This is a genomic window from Streptococcus sp. CL5.50 (assembly GCF_049738015.1).
In the GTDB taxonomy this organism is placed as follows: domain Bacteria; phylum Bacillota; class Bacilli; order Lactobacillales; family Streptococcaceae; genus Streptococcus; species Streptococcus mitis_CA.
Genome location: NZ_JBKOTR010000001.1, coordinates 263,714 through 280,352, shown reverse-complemented (window position 1 = coordinate 280,352; position 16,639 = coordinate 263,714). Strand labels below are relative to the sequence as shown.

General features: G+C 37.1%; 19 protein-coding genes. 15 read left to right on the top strand and 4 right to left on the bottom strand.

What is annotated here, in order from left to right; all coding sequences use genetic code 11:
- Position 1: 1 nt before the first annotated feature.
- A complete protein-coding gene (yaaA, locus tag ACLNCV_RS01410) occupies positions 2-370 on the bottom strand; it encodes a S4 domain-containing protein YaaA (protein ID WP_084887673.1) in 369 nt (122 codons plus the stop codon).
- A gap of 158 nt (positions 371-528) precedes the next feature.
- On the opposite strand from yaaA, the gene yfmF reads away from it, so the two are divergent.
- From yfmF to tsf, 12 genes are all read left to right on the top strand, one after another.
- Entirely contained in the window at positions 529-1,779 is a 1,251-nt protein-coding gene (gene yfmF / locus ACLNCV_RS01405) for an EF-P 5-aminopentanol modification-associated protein YfmF (protein ID WP_084926260.1), read from the top strand.
- The gene (gene yfmH, locus ACLNCV_RS01400; protein WP_084926261.1) at positions 1,776-3,059 is read left to right on the top strand and encodes an EF-P 5-aminopentanol modification-associated protein YfmH; all 1,284 of its coding nucleotides are present in this window, start codon (positions 1,776-1,778) and stop codon (positions 3,057-3,059) included. The genes yfmF and yfmH overlap by 4 nt, the downstream gene beginning before the upstream one ends.
- Before the next feature lie 41 nt (positions 3,060-3,100).
- Positions 3,101-3,928, top strand: a complete 828-nt coding sequence (gene rodZ / locus ACLNCV_RS01395) for a cytoskeleton protein RodZ (protein WP_084926262.1) — start codon at positions 3,101-3,103, stop codon at positions 3,926-3,928.
- A 10-nt stretch (positions 3,929-3,938) separates the two neighbouring features.
- Positions 3,939-4,484 (top strand): CDP-diacylglycerol--glycerol-3-phosphate 3-phosphatidyltransferase, encoded by a 546-nt coding sequence (gene pgsA, locus ACLNCV_RS01390; protein ID WP_000712122.1) that lies wholly within the window; start codon positions 3,939-3,941, stop codon positions 4,482-4,484.
- Complete coding sequence (locus ACLNCV_RS01385) at positions 4,481-5,308, top strand: energy-coupling factor ABC transporter ATP-binding protein (RefSeq protein WP_084926263.1); 828 nt, start codon at positions 4,481-4,483, stop codon at positions 5,306-5,308. The genes pgsA and ACLNCV_RS01385 overlap by 4 nt, the downstream gene beginning before the upstream one ends.
- Positions 5,293-6,132 carry an energy-coupling factor transporter ATPase gene (locus tag ACLNCV_RS01380; RefSeq protein ID WP_000510424.1) on the top strand — a complete coding sequence of 280 codons (840 nt, stop codon included), beginning with the start codon at positions 5,293-5,295 and terminating at the stop codon, positions 6,130-6,132. Before ACLNCV_RS01385 ends, ACLNCV_RS01380 begins: the two co-directional genes overlap by 16 nt.
- Positions 6,125-6,919 carry an energy-coupling factor transporter transmembrane component T family protein gene (locus tag ACLNCV_RS01375; protein WP_084862621.1) on the top strand — a complete coding sequence of 265 codons (795 nt, stop codon included), beginning with the start codon at positions 6,125-6,127 and terminating at the stop codon, positions 6,917-6,919. The genes ACLNCV_RS01380 and ACLNCV_RS01375 overlap by 8 nt, the downstream gene beginning before the upstream one ends.
- A gap of 58 nt (positions 6,920-6,977) precedes the next feature.
- Positions 6,978-7,796 (top strand): rod shape-determining protein MreC, encoded by an 819-nt coding sequence (mreC, locus tag ACLNCV_RS01370; RefSeq protein WP_049543276.1) that lies wholly within the window; start codon positions 6,978-6,980, stop codon positions 7,794-7,796.
- Entirely contained in the window at positions 7,796-8,290 is a 495-nt protein-coding gene (gene mreD, locus ACLNCV_RS01365; protein WP_049543274.1) for a rod shape-determining protein MreD, read from the top strand. The genes mreC and mreD overlap by 1 nt, the downstream gene beginning before the upstream one ends.
- Positions 8,291-8,383: 93 nt before the next feature.
- Complete coding sequence (gene pcsB / locus ACLNCV_RS01360; RefSeq protein WP_049543271.1) at positions 8,384-9,568, top strand: peptidoglycan hydrolase PcsB; 1,185 nt, start codon at positions 8,384-8,386, stop codon at positions 9,566-9,568.
- Positions 9,569-9,792: 224 nt separating this feature from the next.
- Complete coding sequence (rpsB, locus tag ACLNCV_RS01355) at positions 9,793-10,572, top strand: 30S ribosomal protein S2 (protein WP_049543268.1); 780 nt, start codon at positions 9,793-9,795, stop codon at positions 10,570-10,572.
- Positions 10,573-10,651: 79 nt separating this feature from the next.
- Positions 10,652-11,692, top strand: coding sequence for a translation elongation factor Ts (gene tsf, locus ACLNCV_RS01350; RefSeq protein ID WP_033682512.1), 1,041 nt, complete (start codon positions 10,652-10,654; stop codon positions 11,690-11,692).
- A gap of 122 nt (positions 11,693-11,814) precedes the next feature.
- Here tsf and cysK read toward each other — a convergent pair whose 3' ends face one another.
- From cysK to ACLNCV_RS01335, 3 genes are all read right to left on the bottom strand, one after another.
- Complete coding sequence (gene cysK, locus ACLNCV_RS01345) at positions 11,815-12,741, bottom strand: cysteine synthase A (RefSeq protein ID WP_049521100.1); 927 nt, start codon at positions 12,739-12,741, stop codon at positions 11,815-11,817.
- Between the two features lie 96 nt (positions 12,742-12,837).
- Positions 12,838-13,281: a PH domain-containing protein gene (locus ACLNCV_RS01340; RefSeq protein ID WP_060627334.1), complete on the bottom strand. Its 444-nt coding sequence runs from the start codon at positions 13,279-13,281 to the stop codon at positions 12,838-12,840.
- 15 nt (positions 13,282-13,296) lie between these two features.
- Positions 13,297-13,932 carry a YigZ family protein gene (locus tag ACLNCV_RS01335; protein WP_050391225.1) on the bottom strand — a complete coding sequence of 212 codons (636 nt, stop codon included), beginning with the start codon at positions 13,930-13,932 and terminating at the stop codon, positions 13,297-13,299.
- A gap of 56 nt (positions 13,933-13,988) precedes the next feature.
- Between ACLNCV_RS01335 and ACLNCV_RS01330 the strand changes: the two genes are divergently transcribed.
- The 3 genes from ACLNCV_RS01330 (at position 13,989) to hpf (ending at position 16,574) form a co-directional block, all read left to right on the top strand.
- Positions 13,989-15,287, top strand: a complete 1,299-nt coding sequence (locus ACLNCV_RS01330) for a DEAD/DEAH box helicase (RefSeq protein ID WP_261033248.1) — start codon at positions 13,989-13,991, stop codon at positions 15,285-15,287.
- Complete coding sequence (locus tag ACLNCV_RS01325) at positions 15,284-15,946, top strand: ComF family protein (protein WP_261033236.1); 663 nt, start codon at positions 15,284-15,286, stop codon at positions 15,944-15,946. The genes ACLNCV_RS01330 and ACLNCV_RS01325 overlap by 4 nt, the downstream gene beginning before the upstream one ends.
- Positions 15,947-16,025: 79 nt before the next feature.
- Positions 16,026-16,574 carry a ribosome hibernation-promoting factor, HPF/YfiA family gene (hpf, locus tag ACLNCV_RS01320; RefSeq protein ID WP_004255322.1) on the top strand — a complete coding sequence of 183 codons (549 nt, stop codon included), beginning with the start codon at positions 16,026-16,028 and terminating at the stop codon, positions 16,572-16,574.
- Positions 16,575-16,639: the final 65 nt, after the last annotated feature.

The window sequence follows — 16,639 nt, the reverse complement described above, 5'->3', positions numbered from 1 at the left end:
ATTATCTACCAGGGAATCGCGGAGCTTGTTTGCTTTTGGGTGATGAAGTAGGTTTTGATTTATCTTTTTTTACACCCTTATTCATCTCCTTAACAAGTTTAGCAATTCGTTCTTTTTCAACTTTATCAGCTTGGTATTCCTCTTGCTCATCAGACGTAGGTTGTGTCAACAAGATGTCAATATTCATGTCAGGGATGTCAACTTTATCACCAATACGAAGTTTTTTACCACGACGACTCTCTAATTCCCCATTAAAGTAAACAGAATGTTCAGAGAGAAATGATTTGATAGCTCCTCCACTATGTGTAATTCCAAGTTCTTTGAGTAGTGCTTGGAGGGTAATAAATTCTTCAAATAATTTGTATTCCATAATTCACCTCAATCTTTGGTATTATACCATATTTTCCTAAAAATAGTGAGAGAAACAGGGAGAAATGTAAGCGATTTTTATTTCAAAAGTGTTACAGAGAACAAGAAAATTTCAGGTTTTCGTGATATAATAGAAGTCTGTATATAAGGAGGTAAATCATGGAGTTAGTGCATGGAATTTCAACACATTTTATCCAATCAAAAAAGTTTAAAACGAACAAAATCACCGTGCGTTTTACCGCTCCATTATCTCTTGATACGATTGCAGGTCGCATGTTGAGTGCGAGTATGCTAGAGACTGCTAATCAGATGTATCCTACTGCTCAAGATTTGAGAAAACATTTGGCCAGTCTATATGGTACAGATATGTCAACCAATTGTTTCAGAAGAGGGCAAAGTCATATTGTAGAATTGACATTTAACTATGTTCGTGATGAGTTTTTAAGTAAGAAAAATGTGCTAACTTCTCAGGTTTTGGAACTTTTAAAAGAAACTCTTTTTTCCCCCGTAGTAGTTGATAATGGATTTGATCCAGCCTTATTTGAAATTGAGAAAAAACAATTGCTAGCAAGTTTAGCAGTTGATATGGATGATTCTTTTTATTTTTCACATAAAGAATTAGACAAAATATTTTTTCATGACGAACGTCTCCAATTGGAATATAGTGATTTACGAAATCGTATTTTAGCTGAAACTCCACAGAGTTCTTATTCTTGTTTCCAAGAATTTTTGGCCAATAATCGAATAGATTTCTTTTTCCTAGGTGATTTTAATGAGGTTGAAATTCAAAATGTATTAGAATCATTTGGCTTTAAAGGTCGAGAAGGGGATGTGAAGGTTCAGTATTGTCAACCTTATTCCAATATCCTGCAGGAAGGTATGGTTCGGAAAAATGTGGGACAATCTATTTTGGAATTAGGTTATCATTGTCCTTCTAAATATGGTGATGAGCAATATTTACCCATGATTGTAATGAATGGTTTACTTGGTGGATTTGCTCACTCTAAACTATTTACAAATGTCCGTGAAAATGCTGGATTGGCTTATACTATTTCAAGTCAGCTCGATTTGTTTAGTGGATTCTTGAGGATGTATGCTGGCATTGATCGAGAAAATCGGAATCAGGCTCGAAAAATGATGAATAATCAACTGCTTGATTTAAAAAAAGGTTATTTTACAGAGCTTGAGCTAGAGCAGACCAAGGAAATGATTCGTCGGTCTTTGTTGCTTTCTCAAGATAATCAATTTTCATTGATTGAACGTGCTTATCAAAATGCCTTACTTGGAAAATCTTCAGCAGACTTTAAAGGTTGGATTGCAAAACTCGAGCAAGTTGACAAAGATGCTATTTGTAGAGTAGCTAGTAATGTGAAATTACAAGCAATTTACTTTATGGAAGGAATAGAATGACAAAGGTTGTTTTTGAAGAAAAATACTATCCAGCTGTAAAAGAAATGGTTTATCGAACTCGTTTGGCCAACGGATTGACAGTTGCTCTTTTGCCTAAAAAGGAATTTAAAGAAGTTTACGGGAGTGTCACTGTTCAGTTTGGTTCGGTAGATATGCTTGTCACTGAAGTTGACGGAGATGTAAAAGAATATCCTGCGGGAATTGCTCATTTTCTTGAACATAAATTATTTGAGAGAGAAGATGCTAGCGATTTGATGTCGGCTTTTACGAGTCTAGGTGCAGATAGTAATGCCTTTACAAGCTTTACAAAAACAAGTTATCTTTTTTCAGCAACGGATCATTTTTTAGATAATTTAGACTTAATTGATGAATTGGTAACATCAGCACACTTTACTGAAGATTCCATTTTAAGAGAGCAGGATATTATCCAGCAAGAACGAGAAATGTATCAAGATGATCCAGATTCGTGTTTATTCTTTTCAACTTTAGCGAATTTGTATCCAGGCACACCTTTAGCAACTGATATAGTTGGTAGTGAGGAGTCCATTTCCCAAATCAATCTAACTAATTTACAAGAAAATTTTACAAGATTTTACAAACCTGTAAACATGTCTCTGTTTTTAGTTGGTAATTTTGATTTGGAACGAGTACAGGACTATTTTGAAAGCAAAAAACTGAAAGATTTAGATGTTCAGGATGTAGCAAGAGAAAAGTTTGTTTTACAGGCTGTAAAGCAAACAGACAGTATGAGAATGGAAGTGTCTTCTCCAAAACTAGCGATTGGTATTAGAGGTAAACAAGATGTTGCTGAGGATGATTGCTATCGACATCATATTTTATTAAAATTATTGTTTACAATGATGTTTGGTTGGACCTCGGATCGTTTTCAGAAATTATATGAATCAGGTAAAATTGATGCGTCCTTATCTCTTGAAGTTGAAGTAACAAGTCGCTTTCATTTTATTATGTTGACAATGGATACAAAAGAGCCAGTTGCTTTATCTCATCAGTTTAAAAAGGCTATTCGTAATTTCACAAAGGATTTAGATATTACAGAGGATCATTTAGATATTATCAAAAGAGAGATGTTTGGAGAATTTTTCAGTAGCATGAACTCTCTTGAATTTATTGCAACGCAATATGATGCTTTTGGACAAGGTGAGACAATCTTTGATTTGCCGAAAATTTTACAGGAAATTACTGTAGAGGATGTCCTTGATGCTGGACACCATTTAATAGATGATGGTGACATAGTTGATTTTACAATATTTCCATCATAGTAACCTATCATAATCGACACTAGAAAGAAGGAATGACAAGTATGAGGAAAAAAACAATTGGTGAGGTTTTACGTTTAGCTAGAACCAACCAAGGGTTAACTTTAGAAGAATTACACAAAAAAACAGAAATTCAGTTGGATATGTTGGAGGCAATGGAAGCTGATGATTTTGATCAACTTCCTAGTCCATTTTATACTCGTTCTTTTTTGAGAAAGTATGCGTGGGCAGTTGAGCTAGATGAGCGAATTATCTTAGATGCTTATGATTCTGGGAGCATGATTACTTATGAGGAAGTAGATGTTAATGAAGACGAGTTGACAGGCAGGAGACGTTCGAGTAAGAAAAATAGGACATCATTTTTACCTTTATTTTATTTTATACTCTTTGCACTATCGATTGTCATTTTTGTGACTTATTATGTTTGGAATTATCTCCAGACTCAACCGGAGCGTTCGTCTGCGTCTAGTTATAGTGTAGTCCAAGCAATAAGTTCGACTAGTTCTGTAACTCCATCTTCAAGCAGTAGCTCATCTAGTAGTTCTTCAAATATAGAACCTGCTATAAGTGTATCAGGTGAAGGAAATCGAGTAGAAGTTGCTTATAAAACGAGCAAGGAAACTGCAAAATTGCAATTATCAGTGTCAGATGCTAGAAGTTGGGTTAGTGTTTCAGAAAGTGATCTTGAGGGTGGTGTGACTTTATCATCGGATAATAAAAGTGCGGAGACAAGCGTTTCAACTAAAAATCCTGTGACAATTACTTTAGGTGTTGTCAAAGGTGTTGCCTTAACAGTAGACAATCAGACTGTTGATTTATCGAAATTAACAGCTCAGACTGGAAAAATCGCTGTAACCTTTACTAAAAATTAAGGAAAAACGAATGAAAAAAGAACAAATTCCAAATATCTTAACAATAGGTCGAATTCTCTTTATACCTATTTTTATCTTTATTTTAACAGTAGGAAATTCGATAGAGAGTCATATGGTAGCAGCTATTATCTTTGCTATTGCCAGTATTACAGACTATTTAGATGGATATTTAGCTCGTAAATGGAATGTGGTTAGTAATTTTGGTAAATTTGCAGATCCTATGGCGGATAAGCTACTAGTTATGTCGGCTTTTATTATGCTGATTGAGTTAGGAATGGCTCCAGCTTGGATTGTTGCAGTGATTATCTGTCGTGAGTTGGCTGTGACAGGTTTAAGACTTTTATTAGTTGAAACTGGTGGAACAGTTTTAGCAGCAGCAATGCCTGGAAAAATTAAAACTTTTAGTCAGATGTTTGCCATTATTTTCTTGCTATTACATTGGACTTTGCTTGGTCAAGTTCTACTTTATGTAGCCTTGTTTTTCACTATCTACTCTGGCTATGATTATTTCAAGGGTAGTGCCTATGTATTTAAAGGGACATTTGGTTCGAAATGAAATCAGTAGTTGATGTAAAAAATCTTTCTTTTCGCTATAAGGAAAGTCAGGAATATTACGATGTGAAGGATATTACGTTTCACGTGAAACGTGGAGAATGGCTTTCGATTGTAGGGCATAATGGTAGTGGTAAATCAACGACGGTTCGCTTAATTGATGGCTTACTGGAAGCAGAATCCGGAGAGATTGTAATTGATGGCCAACGGCTGACTGAGGAAAATGTTTGGAATATACGTCGTCAAATCGGTATGGTTTTTCAAAATCCAGACAATCAATTTGTTGGAGCGACTGTTGAAGATGATGTTGCCTTTGGTTTGGAAAATCAGGGACTTTCTCGTCAAGAAATGAAAAAGAGAGTGGAAGAAGCTCTGGATTTGGTTGGCATGTTGGACTTTAAAAAGAGAGAGCCAGCGCGTCTATCAGGTGGCCAAAAGCAACGTGTGGCTATTGCAGGTGTTGTAGCCCTAAGACCAGCTATTTTAATCTTAGATGAAGCAACGAGTATGTTGGATCCTGAGGGACGTAGAGAACTGATTGAGACAGTAAAAGGAATTCGGAAAGACTATGATATGACGGTCATTTCCATTACACATGATTTGGAAGAAGTTGCCATGAGTGATCGTGTGTTGATCATGAAAAAAGGGTCAATTGAATCAACTAGTAGTCCAAGGGAGCTTTTCTCTCGAAATGATTTGGATCAAATTGGATTAGACGATCCTTTTGCTAATCAATTAAAACATTCTTTGAGCCAGAATGGCTATGATTTGCCTGAAAATTATTTGACAGAAAGTGAGCTAGAGGATAAACTATGGGAATTGCTCTAGAAAATGTGAGTTTTACGTATCAAGAAGGGACTCCCTTAGCTTCAACAGCTTTGTCAGATGTTTCTTTGACGATTGAAGATGGTTCTTATACGGCTTTAATTGGCCACACAGGTAGTGGTAAATCAACTATTTTACAACTTTTAAATGGTTTGTTGGTGCCAAGTCAAGGGAGTGTGCGAGTTTTTGATACCTTAATCACTTCGACTTCTAAAAATAAAGATATTCGTCAAATTAGAAAACAGGTTGGCTTGGTATTTCAGTTTGCTGAAAATCAGATTTTTGAAGAAACGGTTTTGAAGGATGTTGCTTTTGGACCGCAAAATTTTGGAGTTTCTGAAGAAGATGCGGAGCAGATTGCGCGTGAGAAACTGGCTCTGGTTGGAATTGATGAATCACTTTTTGATCGCAGTCCGTTTGAGTTATCAGGTGGACAAATGAGACGTGTCGCCATTGCAGGCATACTTGCCATGGAACCAGCCATATTAGTCTTAGATGAGCCCACAGCAGGCCTAGATCCCCTGGGAAGAAAAGAGCTGATGAATTTGTTCAAAAAGCTCCATCAGTCAGGGATGACCATCGTCTTAGTAACACATTTGATGGATGATGTTGCTGAATATGCGAACCAGGTATATGTGATGGAAAAGGGACGTTTAGTTAAGTTTGGTAAACCGAGTGATGTCTTTCAAGATGTTGTTTTTATGGAAGAAGTTCAGTTGGGAGTACCTAAAATTACAGCTTTTTGTAAACGATTGGCTGATAGAGGCGTGTCATTTAAACGATTACCGATTAAGATAGAGGAGTTCAAGGAGTCGCTAAATGGATAGTATGATTTTGGGGCGTTATATCCCAGGGGATTCGATAGTTCACCGATTGGATCCACGTAGCAAATTACTGGCTATGATGCTACTGATTTTGATCGTTTTTTGGGCTAATAATCCCTTGACGAATCTGATTCTTTTTATAGCGACAGGGATCTTTATTGCCTTGTCAGGAGTATCTCTTTCATTTTTTATTCAGGGCTTGAAGTCTATGTTTTTCTTGATTGCCTTCACAACTATTTTTCAACTGTTTTTCATTTCTAATGGGAATGTTTTATTTGAGTTTTCGTTTGTGAGAATCACGGATTATGCTTTGCAACAAGCTGGGATTATTTTTTGTCGCTTCGTATTGATTATTTTCTTTTCAACTTTGTTAACCTTAACTACCATGCCCTTAAGTTTGGCATCAGCTGTCGAAGCTTTATTAGCACCTTTAAAGCGTGTGAAAGTTCCAGTTCATGAAATTGGATTGATGCTATCTATGAGTTTGCGTTTTGTTCCGACCTTAATGGATGATACGACGCGGATTATGAACGCACAGAAAGCGCGTGGAGTGGATTTTGGTGAAGGAAGCATTGTTCAAAAGGTGAAGGCTATGATTCCCATTTTGATTCCTCTTTTTGCGACAAGTTTAAAACGTGCAGATTCCTTGGCTATCGCTATGGAAGCGCGTGGTTATCAGGGGGGAAAATGCAGAAGTCAATACCGACAACTGAAATGGACTAGAAAGGATACGCTGACCATTCTTGTTATTATCGTACTTGGTTGTTGCTTATTTTTCTTAAAATCTTAGTAGCTTTCAGGAATTGATAAAAAATTACTGTAACAGTTTTTGATATGAAGGTAGGGATATGAACCGTTTTAAAAAATCAAAATATGTCATTATTGTTTTTGTCACTGTTTTGCTTGTGTCAGCTCTCTTAGCGACGACTTATTCAAGTACAATTGTGACAAAATTAGGAGATGGAATCTCATTGGTTGATAGAGTTGTTCAAAAACCTTTTCAGTGGTTTGATTCTGTCAAATCAGATTTGGCTCATTTGACACGAACTTATAATGAAAATGAAAGTTTGAAGAAACAGATTTACCAATTAGAAGTTAAATCAAATAAGGCGGAAAGTTTAAAGACAGAAAATGAACACCTGCGCCAATTGCTTGATATGAAGTCCAAATTACAAGCTACAAAGACTTTAGCAGCAGATGTTATTATGCGTTCTCCAGTATCTTGGAAGCAGGAATTGACCCTGGATGCAGGTAAATCAAAAGGGGTTTCTGAAAATATGTTAGCCATTGCAAATGGTGGTTTGATTGGGAGTGTTTCAAAAGTGGAGGACAACTCTACTATGGTCAACCTTCTGACAAATACGGAAAATGCTGATAAGATTTCTGTTAAAATTCAACATGGTTCTACAACAATTTATGGAATTATTGTTGGCTATGACAAGGAAAATGAAGTTCTAAAAATTAGCCAATTAAATAGTAATAGCGATATTAGTGCGGGAGATAAGGTGGCCACTGGTGGATTAGGAAACTTTAACGTTGCTGATATTCCTGTTGGTGAAGTGGTTGCTACAACGCATAGTACAGACTATTTGACAAGAGAAGTAACAGTTAAATTAAGTGCAGATACTCATAATGTGAGTGTGATAGAATTAGTGGGGAATTCATAATGAGACAGTTGAAGCGGGTTGGAGTATTTTTATTGCTTCCTTTCTTTGTTCTAATTGATGCCCATATTAGTCAGCTTCTGGGCTCATTTTTTCCCCACGTGCAGTTGGCTAGTCATTTTCTATTTTTGTTTCTCTTATTTGAGACGATTGAGGTATCAGAGTATCTCTATTTAGCATATTGTTTTGTAGTGGGTTTGGTTTATGACATTTACTTTTTCCACTTGATAGGGATTGCGACTTTGTTGTTCGTCTTGTTGGGAGTATTTCTCCATAAATTTAATAGTGTTATTTTATTGAATCGTTGGACGAGAATGTTGGCAATTATTGTCATGACTTTTCTATTTGAGATGGGAGCTTATATACTTGCATTAGTGGTAGGTTTAACTGTGGATGGTATGTCTTTATTTATAGTCTATAGTTTAGTACCATCAATGATTTTGAACCTTATATGGATGATTATTTTTCAGTTTATTTTTGAAAAGATTTACCTATAAGAAAGAAATAAAAATGTAACAAAGGCGTAATATTCATTAGGCCTTTTTTTGGTATACTAGTAGTGTCTTTAAAAGAAGGAGTATCTACGAAATATGAAGAAAAAAATCTTAGCGTCACTTTTACTAAGTACAGTAATGGTTTCTCAAGTAGCTGTTTTAACAACTGCGCATGCAGAAACGACTGATGACAAAATTGCTGCTCAAGATAATAAAATTAGTAACTTAACAGCACAACAACAGGAAGCCCAAAAACAAGTTGATCAAATTCAGGAGCAAGTATCTGCTATTCAAACAGAGCAATCAAACTTGCAATCTGAAAATGATAGACTACAAGCAGAATCTAAAAAGCTTGAGGGTGAAATTACAGAACTTTCTAAGAATATTGTATCTCGCAATGATTCATTGCAAAAACAAGCTCGTAGTGCTCAAACAAATGGAGCTGCAACAAATTACATCAATACAATTGTAAATTCAAAATCAATTACAGAAGCTATTTCACGTGTTGCTGCAATGAGTGAAATCGTGTCTGCAAACAACAAAATGTTGGAACAACAAAAAGCAGATAAAAAAGCTATTTCTGAAAAACAAGTAGCAAACAATGATGCAATTAATACAGTTATTGCAAATCAGCAAAAACTAGCTGATGATGCTCAAACATTAACTACAAAACAAGCTGAATTGAAAGCTGCAGAATTGAATCTTGCTGCTGAAAAGGCTACTGCAGAGGATGAAAAAGCAAGTTTACTTGAGAAAAAAGCAGCAGCGGAAGCAGAAGCTAAAGCAGCTGCAGAAGCAGAAGCAGCTTACAAAGCTAAACAAGAAAGTCAACAACAAACAGTTGTTGCTTCTGGGAATACAACTTTTACAGCAGAAGTTCAAGCAGTCTCTGAATCATCTTCAAGCTATACTCCTGCATTAGTGAAACATCGTCCAACATATAGCACAAATGCGTCAAGTTATCCAACGGGTGAGTGTACATGGGGAGCTAAGACATTGGCACCTTGGGCTGGAGATTACTGGGGTAATGGAGCACAGTGGGCTACAAGTGCAGCTGCAGCAGGATTCCGTACAGGATCTACACCTCAAGTTGGTGCGATTGCATGTTGGAATGATGGTGGATATGGACACGTAGCCGTGGTTACAGCTGTTTCATCATCAACAAGTATCCAAGTATCTGAATCAAACTATGGTGGAAACCGTACAATCGGAAATAAACGTGGATGGTTCAATCCGACTACAACTTCAGAAGGTTTTGTAACATATATCTATCCAAACTAATGAATAAAACGAAGAGGCTCAATTTGAGTCTCTTTTATGATTTATATAGTTAACTTACTTTAAAAATCTACTAAAATAGCTTGAAAATATTGAAAAAGTATGGTAAAATGAAATTTGTCGTGTGAACGATAATACTCATTCTTGATGAATTGTGAAACAGTTGCCCTTGGGTCGTTTTGCGAGTTGAAGTCAAGAAGAGGAAAAAACAAAAAGGAGAAATACTCATGGCAGTAATTTCAATGAAACAACTTCTTGAGGCTGGTGTACACTTTGGTCACCAAACTCGTCGCTGGAACCCTAAGATGGCTAAATACATCTTCACTGAACGTAACGGAATCCACGTTATCGACTTGCAACAAACTGTAAAATACGCTGACCAAGCTTACGATTTCATGCGTGATGCAGCAGCTAACGATGCAGTTGTATTGTTCGTTGGTACTAAGAAACAAGCAGCTGATGCAGTTGCTGAAGAAGCAGTACGTTCAGGTCAATACTTCATCAACCACCGTTGGTTGGGTGGAACTCTTACAAACTGGGGAACAATCCAAAAACGTATCGCTCGTTTGAAAGAAATCAAACGTATGGAAGAAGATGGAACTTTCGAAGTTCTTCCTAAGAAAGAAGTTGCACTTCTTAACAAACAACGTGCACGTCTTGAAAAATTCTTGGGTGGTATCGAAGACATGCCTCGTATCCCAGATGTTATGTACGTAGTTGACCCACATAAAGAGCAAATCGCTGTTAAAGAAGCTAAGAAATTGGGAATCCCAGTTGTAGCGATGGTTGACACAAACACTGATCCAGATGATATCGATGTAATCATCCCAGCTAACGATGATGCTATCCGCGCTGTTAAATTGATCACAGCTAAATTGGCTGACGCTATCATCGAAGGACGTCAAGGTGAAGATGCAACAGCAGTTGAAGCAGAATTTGCAGCTTCTGAAGCTCAAGCAGATTCAATTGAAGAAATCGTTGAAGTTGTAGAAGGCAACAACGCTTAATTCATATAAATAGTAATTACCTAGGAGGGCGGGGCTTAGCCCGGCTCTCCTATTTTTAAAAAAATATAGGAGAATCAAAATGGCAGAAATTACAGCTAAACTTGTAAAAGAGTTGCGTGAAAAATCTGGTGCCGGTGTTATGGACGCTAAAAAAGCGCTTGTAGAAACAGACGGTGACATCGAAAAAGCGATTGAATTGCTTCGTGAAAAGGGTATGGCTAAGGCAGCTAAGAAAGCTGACCGTGTTGCTGCAGAAGGTTTGACGGGTGTTTATGTTAACGGTAATGTTGCAGCAGTTATTGAAGTAAACGCTGAAACTGACTTCGTTGCGAAAAATGCTCAATTCGTTGAATTGGTAAATACTACAGCTAAAGTTATTGCTGAAGGAAAACCTGCTAATAATGAAGAAGCACTTGCTTTGACAATGCCTTCAGGTGAAACTCTTGAAGCTGCATACGTATCTGCAACAGCAACTATCGGAGAAAAAATCTCATTCCGTCGCTTTGCATTGATTGAAAAAACAGACGCACAACACTTTGGAGCATACCAACATAACGGTGGACGTATCGGTGTTATTTCAGTTGTTGAAGGTGGAGACGAAGCACTTGCTAAACAATTGTCAATGCACATCGCAGCGATGAAACCAACAGTTCTTTCTTACAAAGAATTGGATGAGCAATTCGTTAAAGATGAGTTGGCACAATTGAACCACGTTATCGACCAAGACAACGAAAGTCGTGCAATGGTTAACAAACCAGCTCTTCCACACTTGAAGTATGGATCAAAAGCTCAATTGACTGATGAAGTGATTGCCCAAGCTGAAGCTGACATCAAAGCTGAATTGGCTGCAGAAGGCAAACCAGAAAAAATCTGGGACAAAATCATCCCAGGTAAAATGGACCGCTTCATGCTTGACAACACTAAAGTTGACCAAGCTTACACACTTCTTGCACAAGTATACATCATGGATGACAGCAAGACAGTTGAAGCATATCTTGAATCAGTTAACGCTTCAGTAGTTGAGTTCGCTCGCTTTGAAGTTGGTGAAGGTATCGAAAAAGCTGCAAACGACTTCGAAGCTGAAGTTGCAGCTACAATGGCAGCAGCCTTGAATAACTAATAATAAAAAGGAAGCTGAAGTGCTTCCTTTTTTCTATGCAGTAGATTCCTATAGGGAAAGAATTCTACTTTTCAAGATATAAATAAAAAGCCCTATAAAAAGGGCTAAGTGCATTTAGGAGACTACACTTCAAATTCATAAAGTGCTGTAGAGAGATAACGTTCACCGTTATCTGGTGCTAGAGCAAGAACCTTTTTACCTGTACCTAATTTCTTGGCAACCTCGATGGCTCCGTAGATAGCTGCAGCTGAAGAAATCCCTACAAGAAATCCTTCTTTTCCACCAATTTCACGGCCGAGTGCGAGAGCATCGTCTGATGTTACACGAACGATACCATCATAGGCTTTTGTATCAAGTGTATCAGGAATAAATCCAGCTGAGATACCTTGAATTTTGTGAGGGCCAGGTTTTTCACCAGATAGAATAGCAGATTCATCTGCTTCTACCGCAAAAACTTGAATGTTAGAATTTGCTGATTTGAGTGCATGAGAAACACCAGAAATCGTTCCACCGGTACCCACTCCAGCAACAAAGGCATCTAGTCCATCTTTACCGAAAGCAGCTAGTATTTCAGCTCCTGTTGTTCTTTCGTGTACTTCTGGATTAGCTGGATTGTCAAATTGAAGAGGAAGGAAACCATCACGTTCAGCAGCGATTTCTTGAGCCTTAGCAATAGCGCCTTTCATTCCCTCACTACCAGGAGTTAGGACGAGTTCAGCACCATAAGCTTGGATAATCTTACGTCGTTCTACACTCATAGTTTCAGGCATAACGATGACGACTTTATACCCTTTAGCAGCACCTACCCATGAAAGTCCAATACCAGTGTTTCCACTTGTTGCTTCAACAATTGTAGAACCTGGTTTCAGAATACCGTCTTGTTCAGCTTTTTCAATCATGCTAAGAGCAATACGATCTTTTACAGAAGAACCAGGGTTGAATGCTTCAAGCTTTACATAGACGTCCGCAGCCCCTTCTGGTACGATGTTGTTGAGTTTAACAATCGGAGTTTGACCGATTAATTCAGTAATATTGTTATAAATAGACATATGAATACCTCTTTGTATAAGATATTTCTAGTATAACGCTATCTATATCATTTGTAAAATATAGAAATCCTATCGAAGTGATAGGATTTTTTTATATCACAGGTCCAAGTCATTAATTTTCAAGCGATTGTGATAAGCTAATTCTAATAAATAGGTATAAAGTGGAACGATATCCGTTTTCTTAGGAAATTCAAATTTATGAGAACTAAAATGTTCATTATGTGCTTTTAGAAAGACATTCTCTAAATAAGTAATAGTAATTTCACTATCATCTATACCTGCTCCTGCAGTTTCCATTTCAACGTTAACAATGTTCATCAAAAAGATTGATTTAATAGACATCTTACGACCGGTAGCGCCTTGTTTATCTGTAAAGATAATGCGGATATTTGTAAATATAATTGAGTCACGAATCAGTTTATATCCACTTTGAATTTCTTCATTTTCTAGTAGATATTGTCCATATTCTTTGATAAGAGTTTCTTTGTTTTGCTCGCTAAAGTTACCAGCAAGTCCTTGAATGAATTTACCAAATGCCATATTTTTCTCCTTTGTTTACACTAAATTTACAGGAACTTCAACTTCTCGTAAACCTTGATCAGTTAAAGTAACTTTTCCATTAAAAAACTCCACCAGTGCAGCTTTAATAGTTTCTTTTTCTTCTTTATCAACATAAATCATCGTATCGACTTGATCTGTAAAGTTTGTATCCAGTTCCATGAGATTATGTTCTTTAAGGAAGTTACTGTACTCTTGGTACTGAGCGTAAGACATTTGAATAGCAATGCCAGCTTGTTCCTTTATTTCAATGATGCCAATTTCTTTGATAGCTAAGGCAACACTGCCAGCGTAAGCACGAATCAATCCTCCAGCGCCTAGTTTAATGCCACCAAAGTAGCGTGTCACTACCACACAGACATTAGTAAGATTGTGATTTTCTAGTACCCCAAGCATGGGAACGCCAGCAGTACCACTAGGCTCACCATCATCACTTGTCCGTTTGATTTCACTACGTTCTCCAATAATGAAGGCAGAGCAGTTGTGCGTAGCTTTGTAGTGCTCTTTCTTGATGGCAGTAATGAAGTCACGAGCCTCTTCTTCGCTATAAACACGCTTGGCATGACAGATAAAGCGGGATTTTTTGATTTCTTCTTGGACTTGTCCGTCCTCTTTAATTGTTCTAAATTCCATGATTTAATTGTACTAAAAAATCATCTAAAGCGCTAGGTTTTTACGAATAAAGAAGTATGAAAGTAAATCCAAATTATCTCGGTCGTTTGTTTACTGAGAATGAATTAACTAAAGAGGAACGTCAGTTGGCGGAGAAACTTCCAGCAATGAGAAAGGAGAAAGGGAAACTTTTCTGTCAACGTTGTGATAGTGCTATTTTAGATGAATGGTATTTGCCCATCGGTGCTTACTATTGTAGGGAGTGTTTACTGATGAATCGAGTCAGGAGTGATCAAGCTTTATACTATTTTCCGCAGGAGGATTTTCTGAAGCAAGATGTTCTTAAATGGCGTGGTCAATTAACCCCTTTTCAAGAGAAGGTATCAGAGGGACTGATTCGAGCAGTAGACAAGCGGGAGCCAACCTTGGTTCACGCTGTAACAGGAGCTGGAAAGACAGAAATGATTTATCAAGTAGTAGCTAAAGTGATCAATGCGGGTGGTGCAGTATGCTTGGCTAGTCCTCGCATAGATGTTTGTTTGGAGCTGTACAAGCGCCTGCAAGATGATTTTGCTTGCGAGATATCTTTACTACACGGAGAATCAGAGCCGTATTTTCGAACACCACTAGTTGTTGCGACGATCCATCAGTTATTGAAGTTTTATCAAGCTTTTGATTTGCTGATAGTGGATGAAGTAGATGCCTTTCCTTATGTTGACAATCCCATGCTTTACCATGCTGTCAAGAATAGTGTAAAGGAGAATGGATTGAGAATCTTTTTAACAGCAACTTCTACAGATGAGTTAGATAGGAAGGTTCGCATCGGAGAATTAAAACGATTAAGTTTGCCAAGACGATTTCATGGAAATCCTTTGATTATTCCTAAACCTGTCTGGTTATTCGATTTTAATCACTGTTTAGAGAAAAGTCGGTTGTCACCAAAGCTAAAGTCTTATATTGAGAAGCAGAGAAAGACAGCTTATCCTTTACTCATTTTTGCATCAGAAATTAAGAGAGGGGAGCAATTAAAAGAAGTCTTACAGAAGGAATTTCCGCATGAGAAAATTGGTTTTGTGTCTTCTATCACAGAAAATCGATTAGAGCAGGTACAAGCTTTTCGAGAAGGAGAACTGACAATACTTATCAGTACGACAATATTGGAGCGTGGAGTTACCTTCCCTTGTGTAGATGTTTTCGTAGTAGAGGCCAATCATCGTTTGTTTACCAAGTCTAGTTTGATTCAGATTGGTGGACGAGTTGGACGAAGCATGGATAGACCGACAGGAGATTTGCTTTTCTTTCATGACGGATTAAATGATTCAATCAAGAAGGCAATTAAGGAAATTCAGCAGATGAACAAGGAGGCAGGCTTATGAAGTGTTTGTTATGTGGGCAGACTATGAAGACTGTTTTAACTTTTAGTAGTCTCTTACTTCTGAAGAATGATGACTCTTGTCTTTGTTCAGACTGTAATTCTACTTTTGAGAGGATTGGAGAAGAGCACTGTCCAAATTGTATGAAAACAGATTTGTCAACAAAGTGTCAAGATTGTCAATTTTGGTGTAAAGAAGGAGTTGAGGTCAGTCATAGAGCGATTTTTATTTACAATCAAGCTATGAAGGATTTTTTCAGTCGGTATAAGTTTGATGGAGACTTCCTTTTAAGAAAAGTTTTCGCTTCATTTTTAAGTGAGGAGTTGAAAAAGTACAAAGAGTATCAATTTGTTGTAATTCCCCTAAGTCCTGAAAGATTGCTTGACAGAGGATTTAATCAGGTTGAAGGTTTAGTTGAAGCAGCAGGTTTCAAGTATCTGGATTTATTAGAGAAAAGAGAAGAGAGAGCTAGTTCTTCTAAAAGTCGCTCAGAACGCTTGACGACAGAACTTCCTTTCTTTATTAAAAGTGGAGTCACTATTCCTAAAAAAATCCTACTTATAGATGACATTTACACTACTGGAACAACTATAAATCGTGTGAAGAAACTGTTGGAAGAGGCTGGTGCTGAAGATGTAAAAACATTTTCCCTTGTAAGATGAGGAAAAAATTTGCAAAACTAAAATGAAAGCGTTATAATGAAATCAGAAAAACAAAAATGTTTAGAAAGAAGGTACTCATATGATTAAATATAGTATCCGTGGTGAAAACCTAGAAGTAACAGAAGCAATTCGTGATTATGTAGTTTCTAAACTCGAAAAGATCGAAAAGTATTTTCAAGCTGAACAAGAGTTGGATGCTCGAGTTAACTTGAAGGTGTATCGTGAAAAAACGGCTAAAGTGGAGGTGACGATTCCGCTTGGCTCAATTACTCTTCGTGCAGAAGATGTGTCTCAAGATATGTATGGTTCAATTGACCTTGTAACTGATAAAATTGAACGTCAGATTCGTAAAAATAAAACAAAAATCGAGCGTAAAAATAAAAACAAGGTAGCAACTAGTCAATTATTTACAGATGCTTTGGTGGAAGATACAAATGTTGTCCAATCTAGAGTGGTTCGTTCAAAACAAATTGATTTAAAACCAATGGATTTGGAAGAAGCTATTCTACAGATGGATTTGTTGGGACATGATTTTTTTATCTATGTGGATGTTGAAGATCAGACAACCAATGTGATTTATCGTCGTGAGGATGGCGAAATTGGTTTGTTAGAAGTTAAAGAATCTTAATTTCAATATGTGTAAAGGAAGGTTTACTGAATTGTAAACCTCCTTTTTCTTATAATTGATAGAAT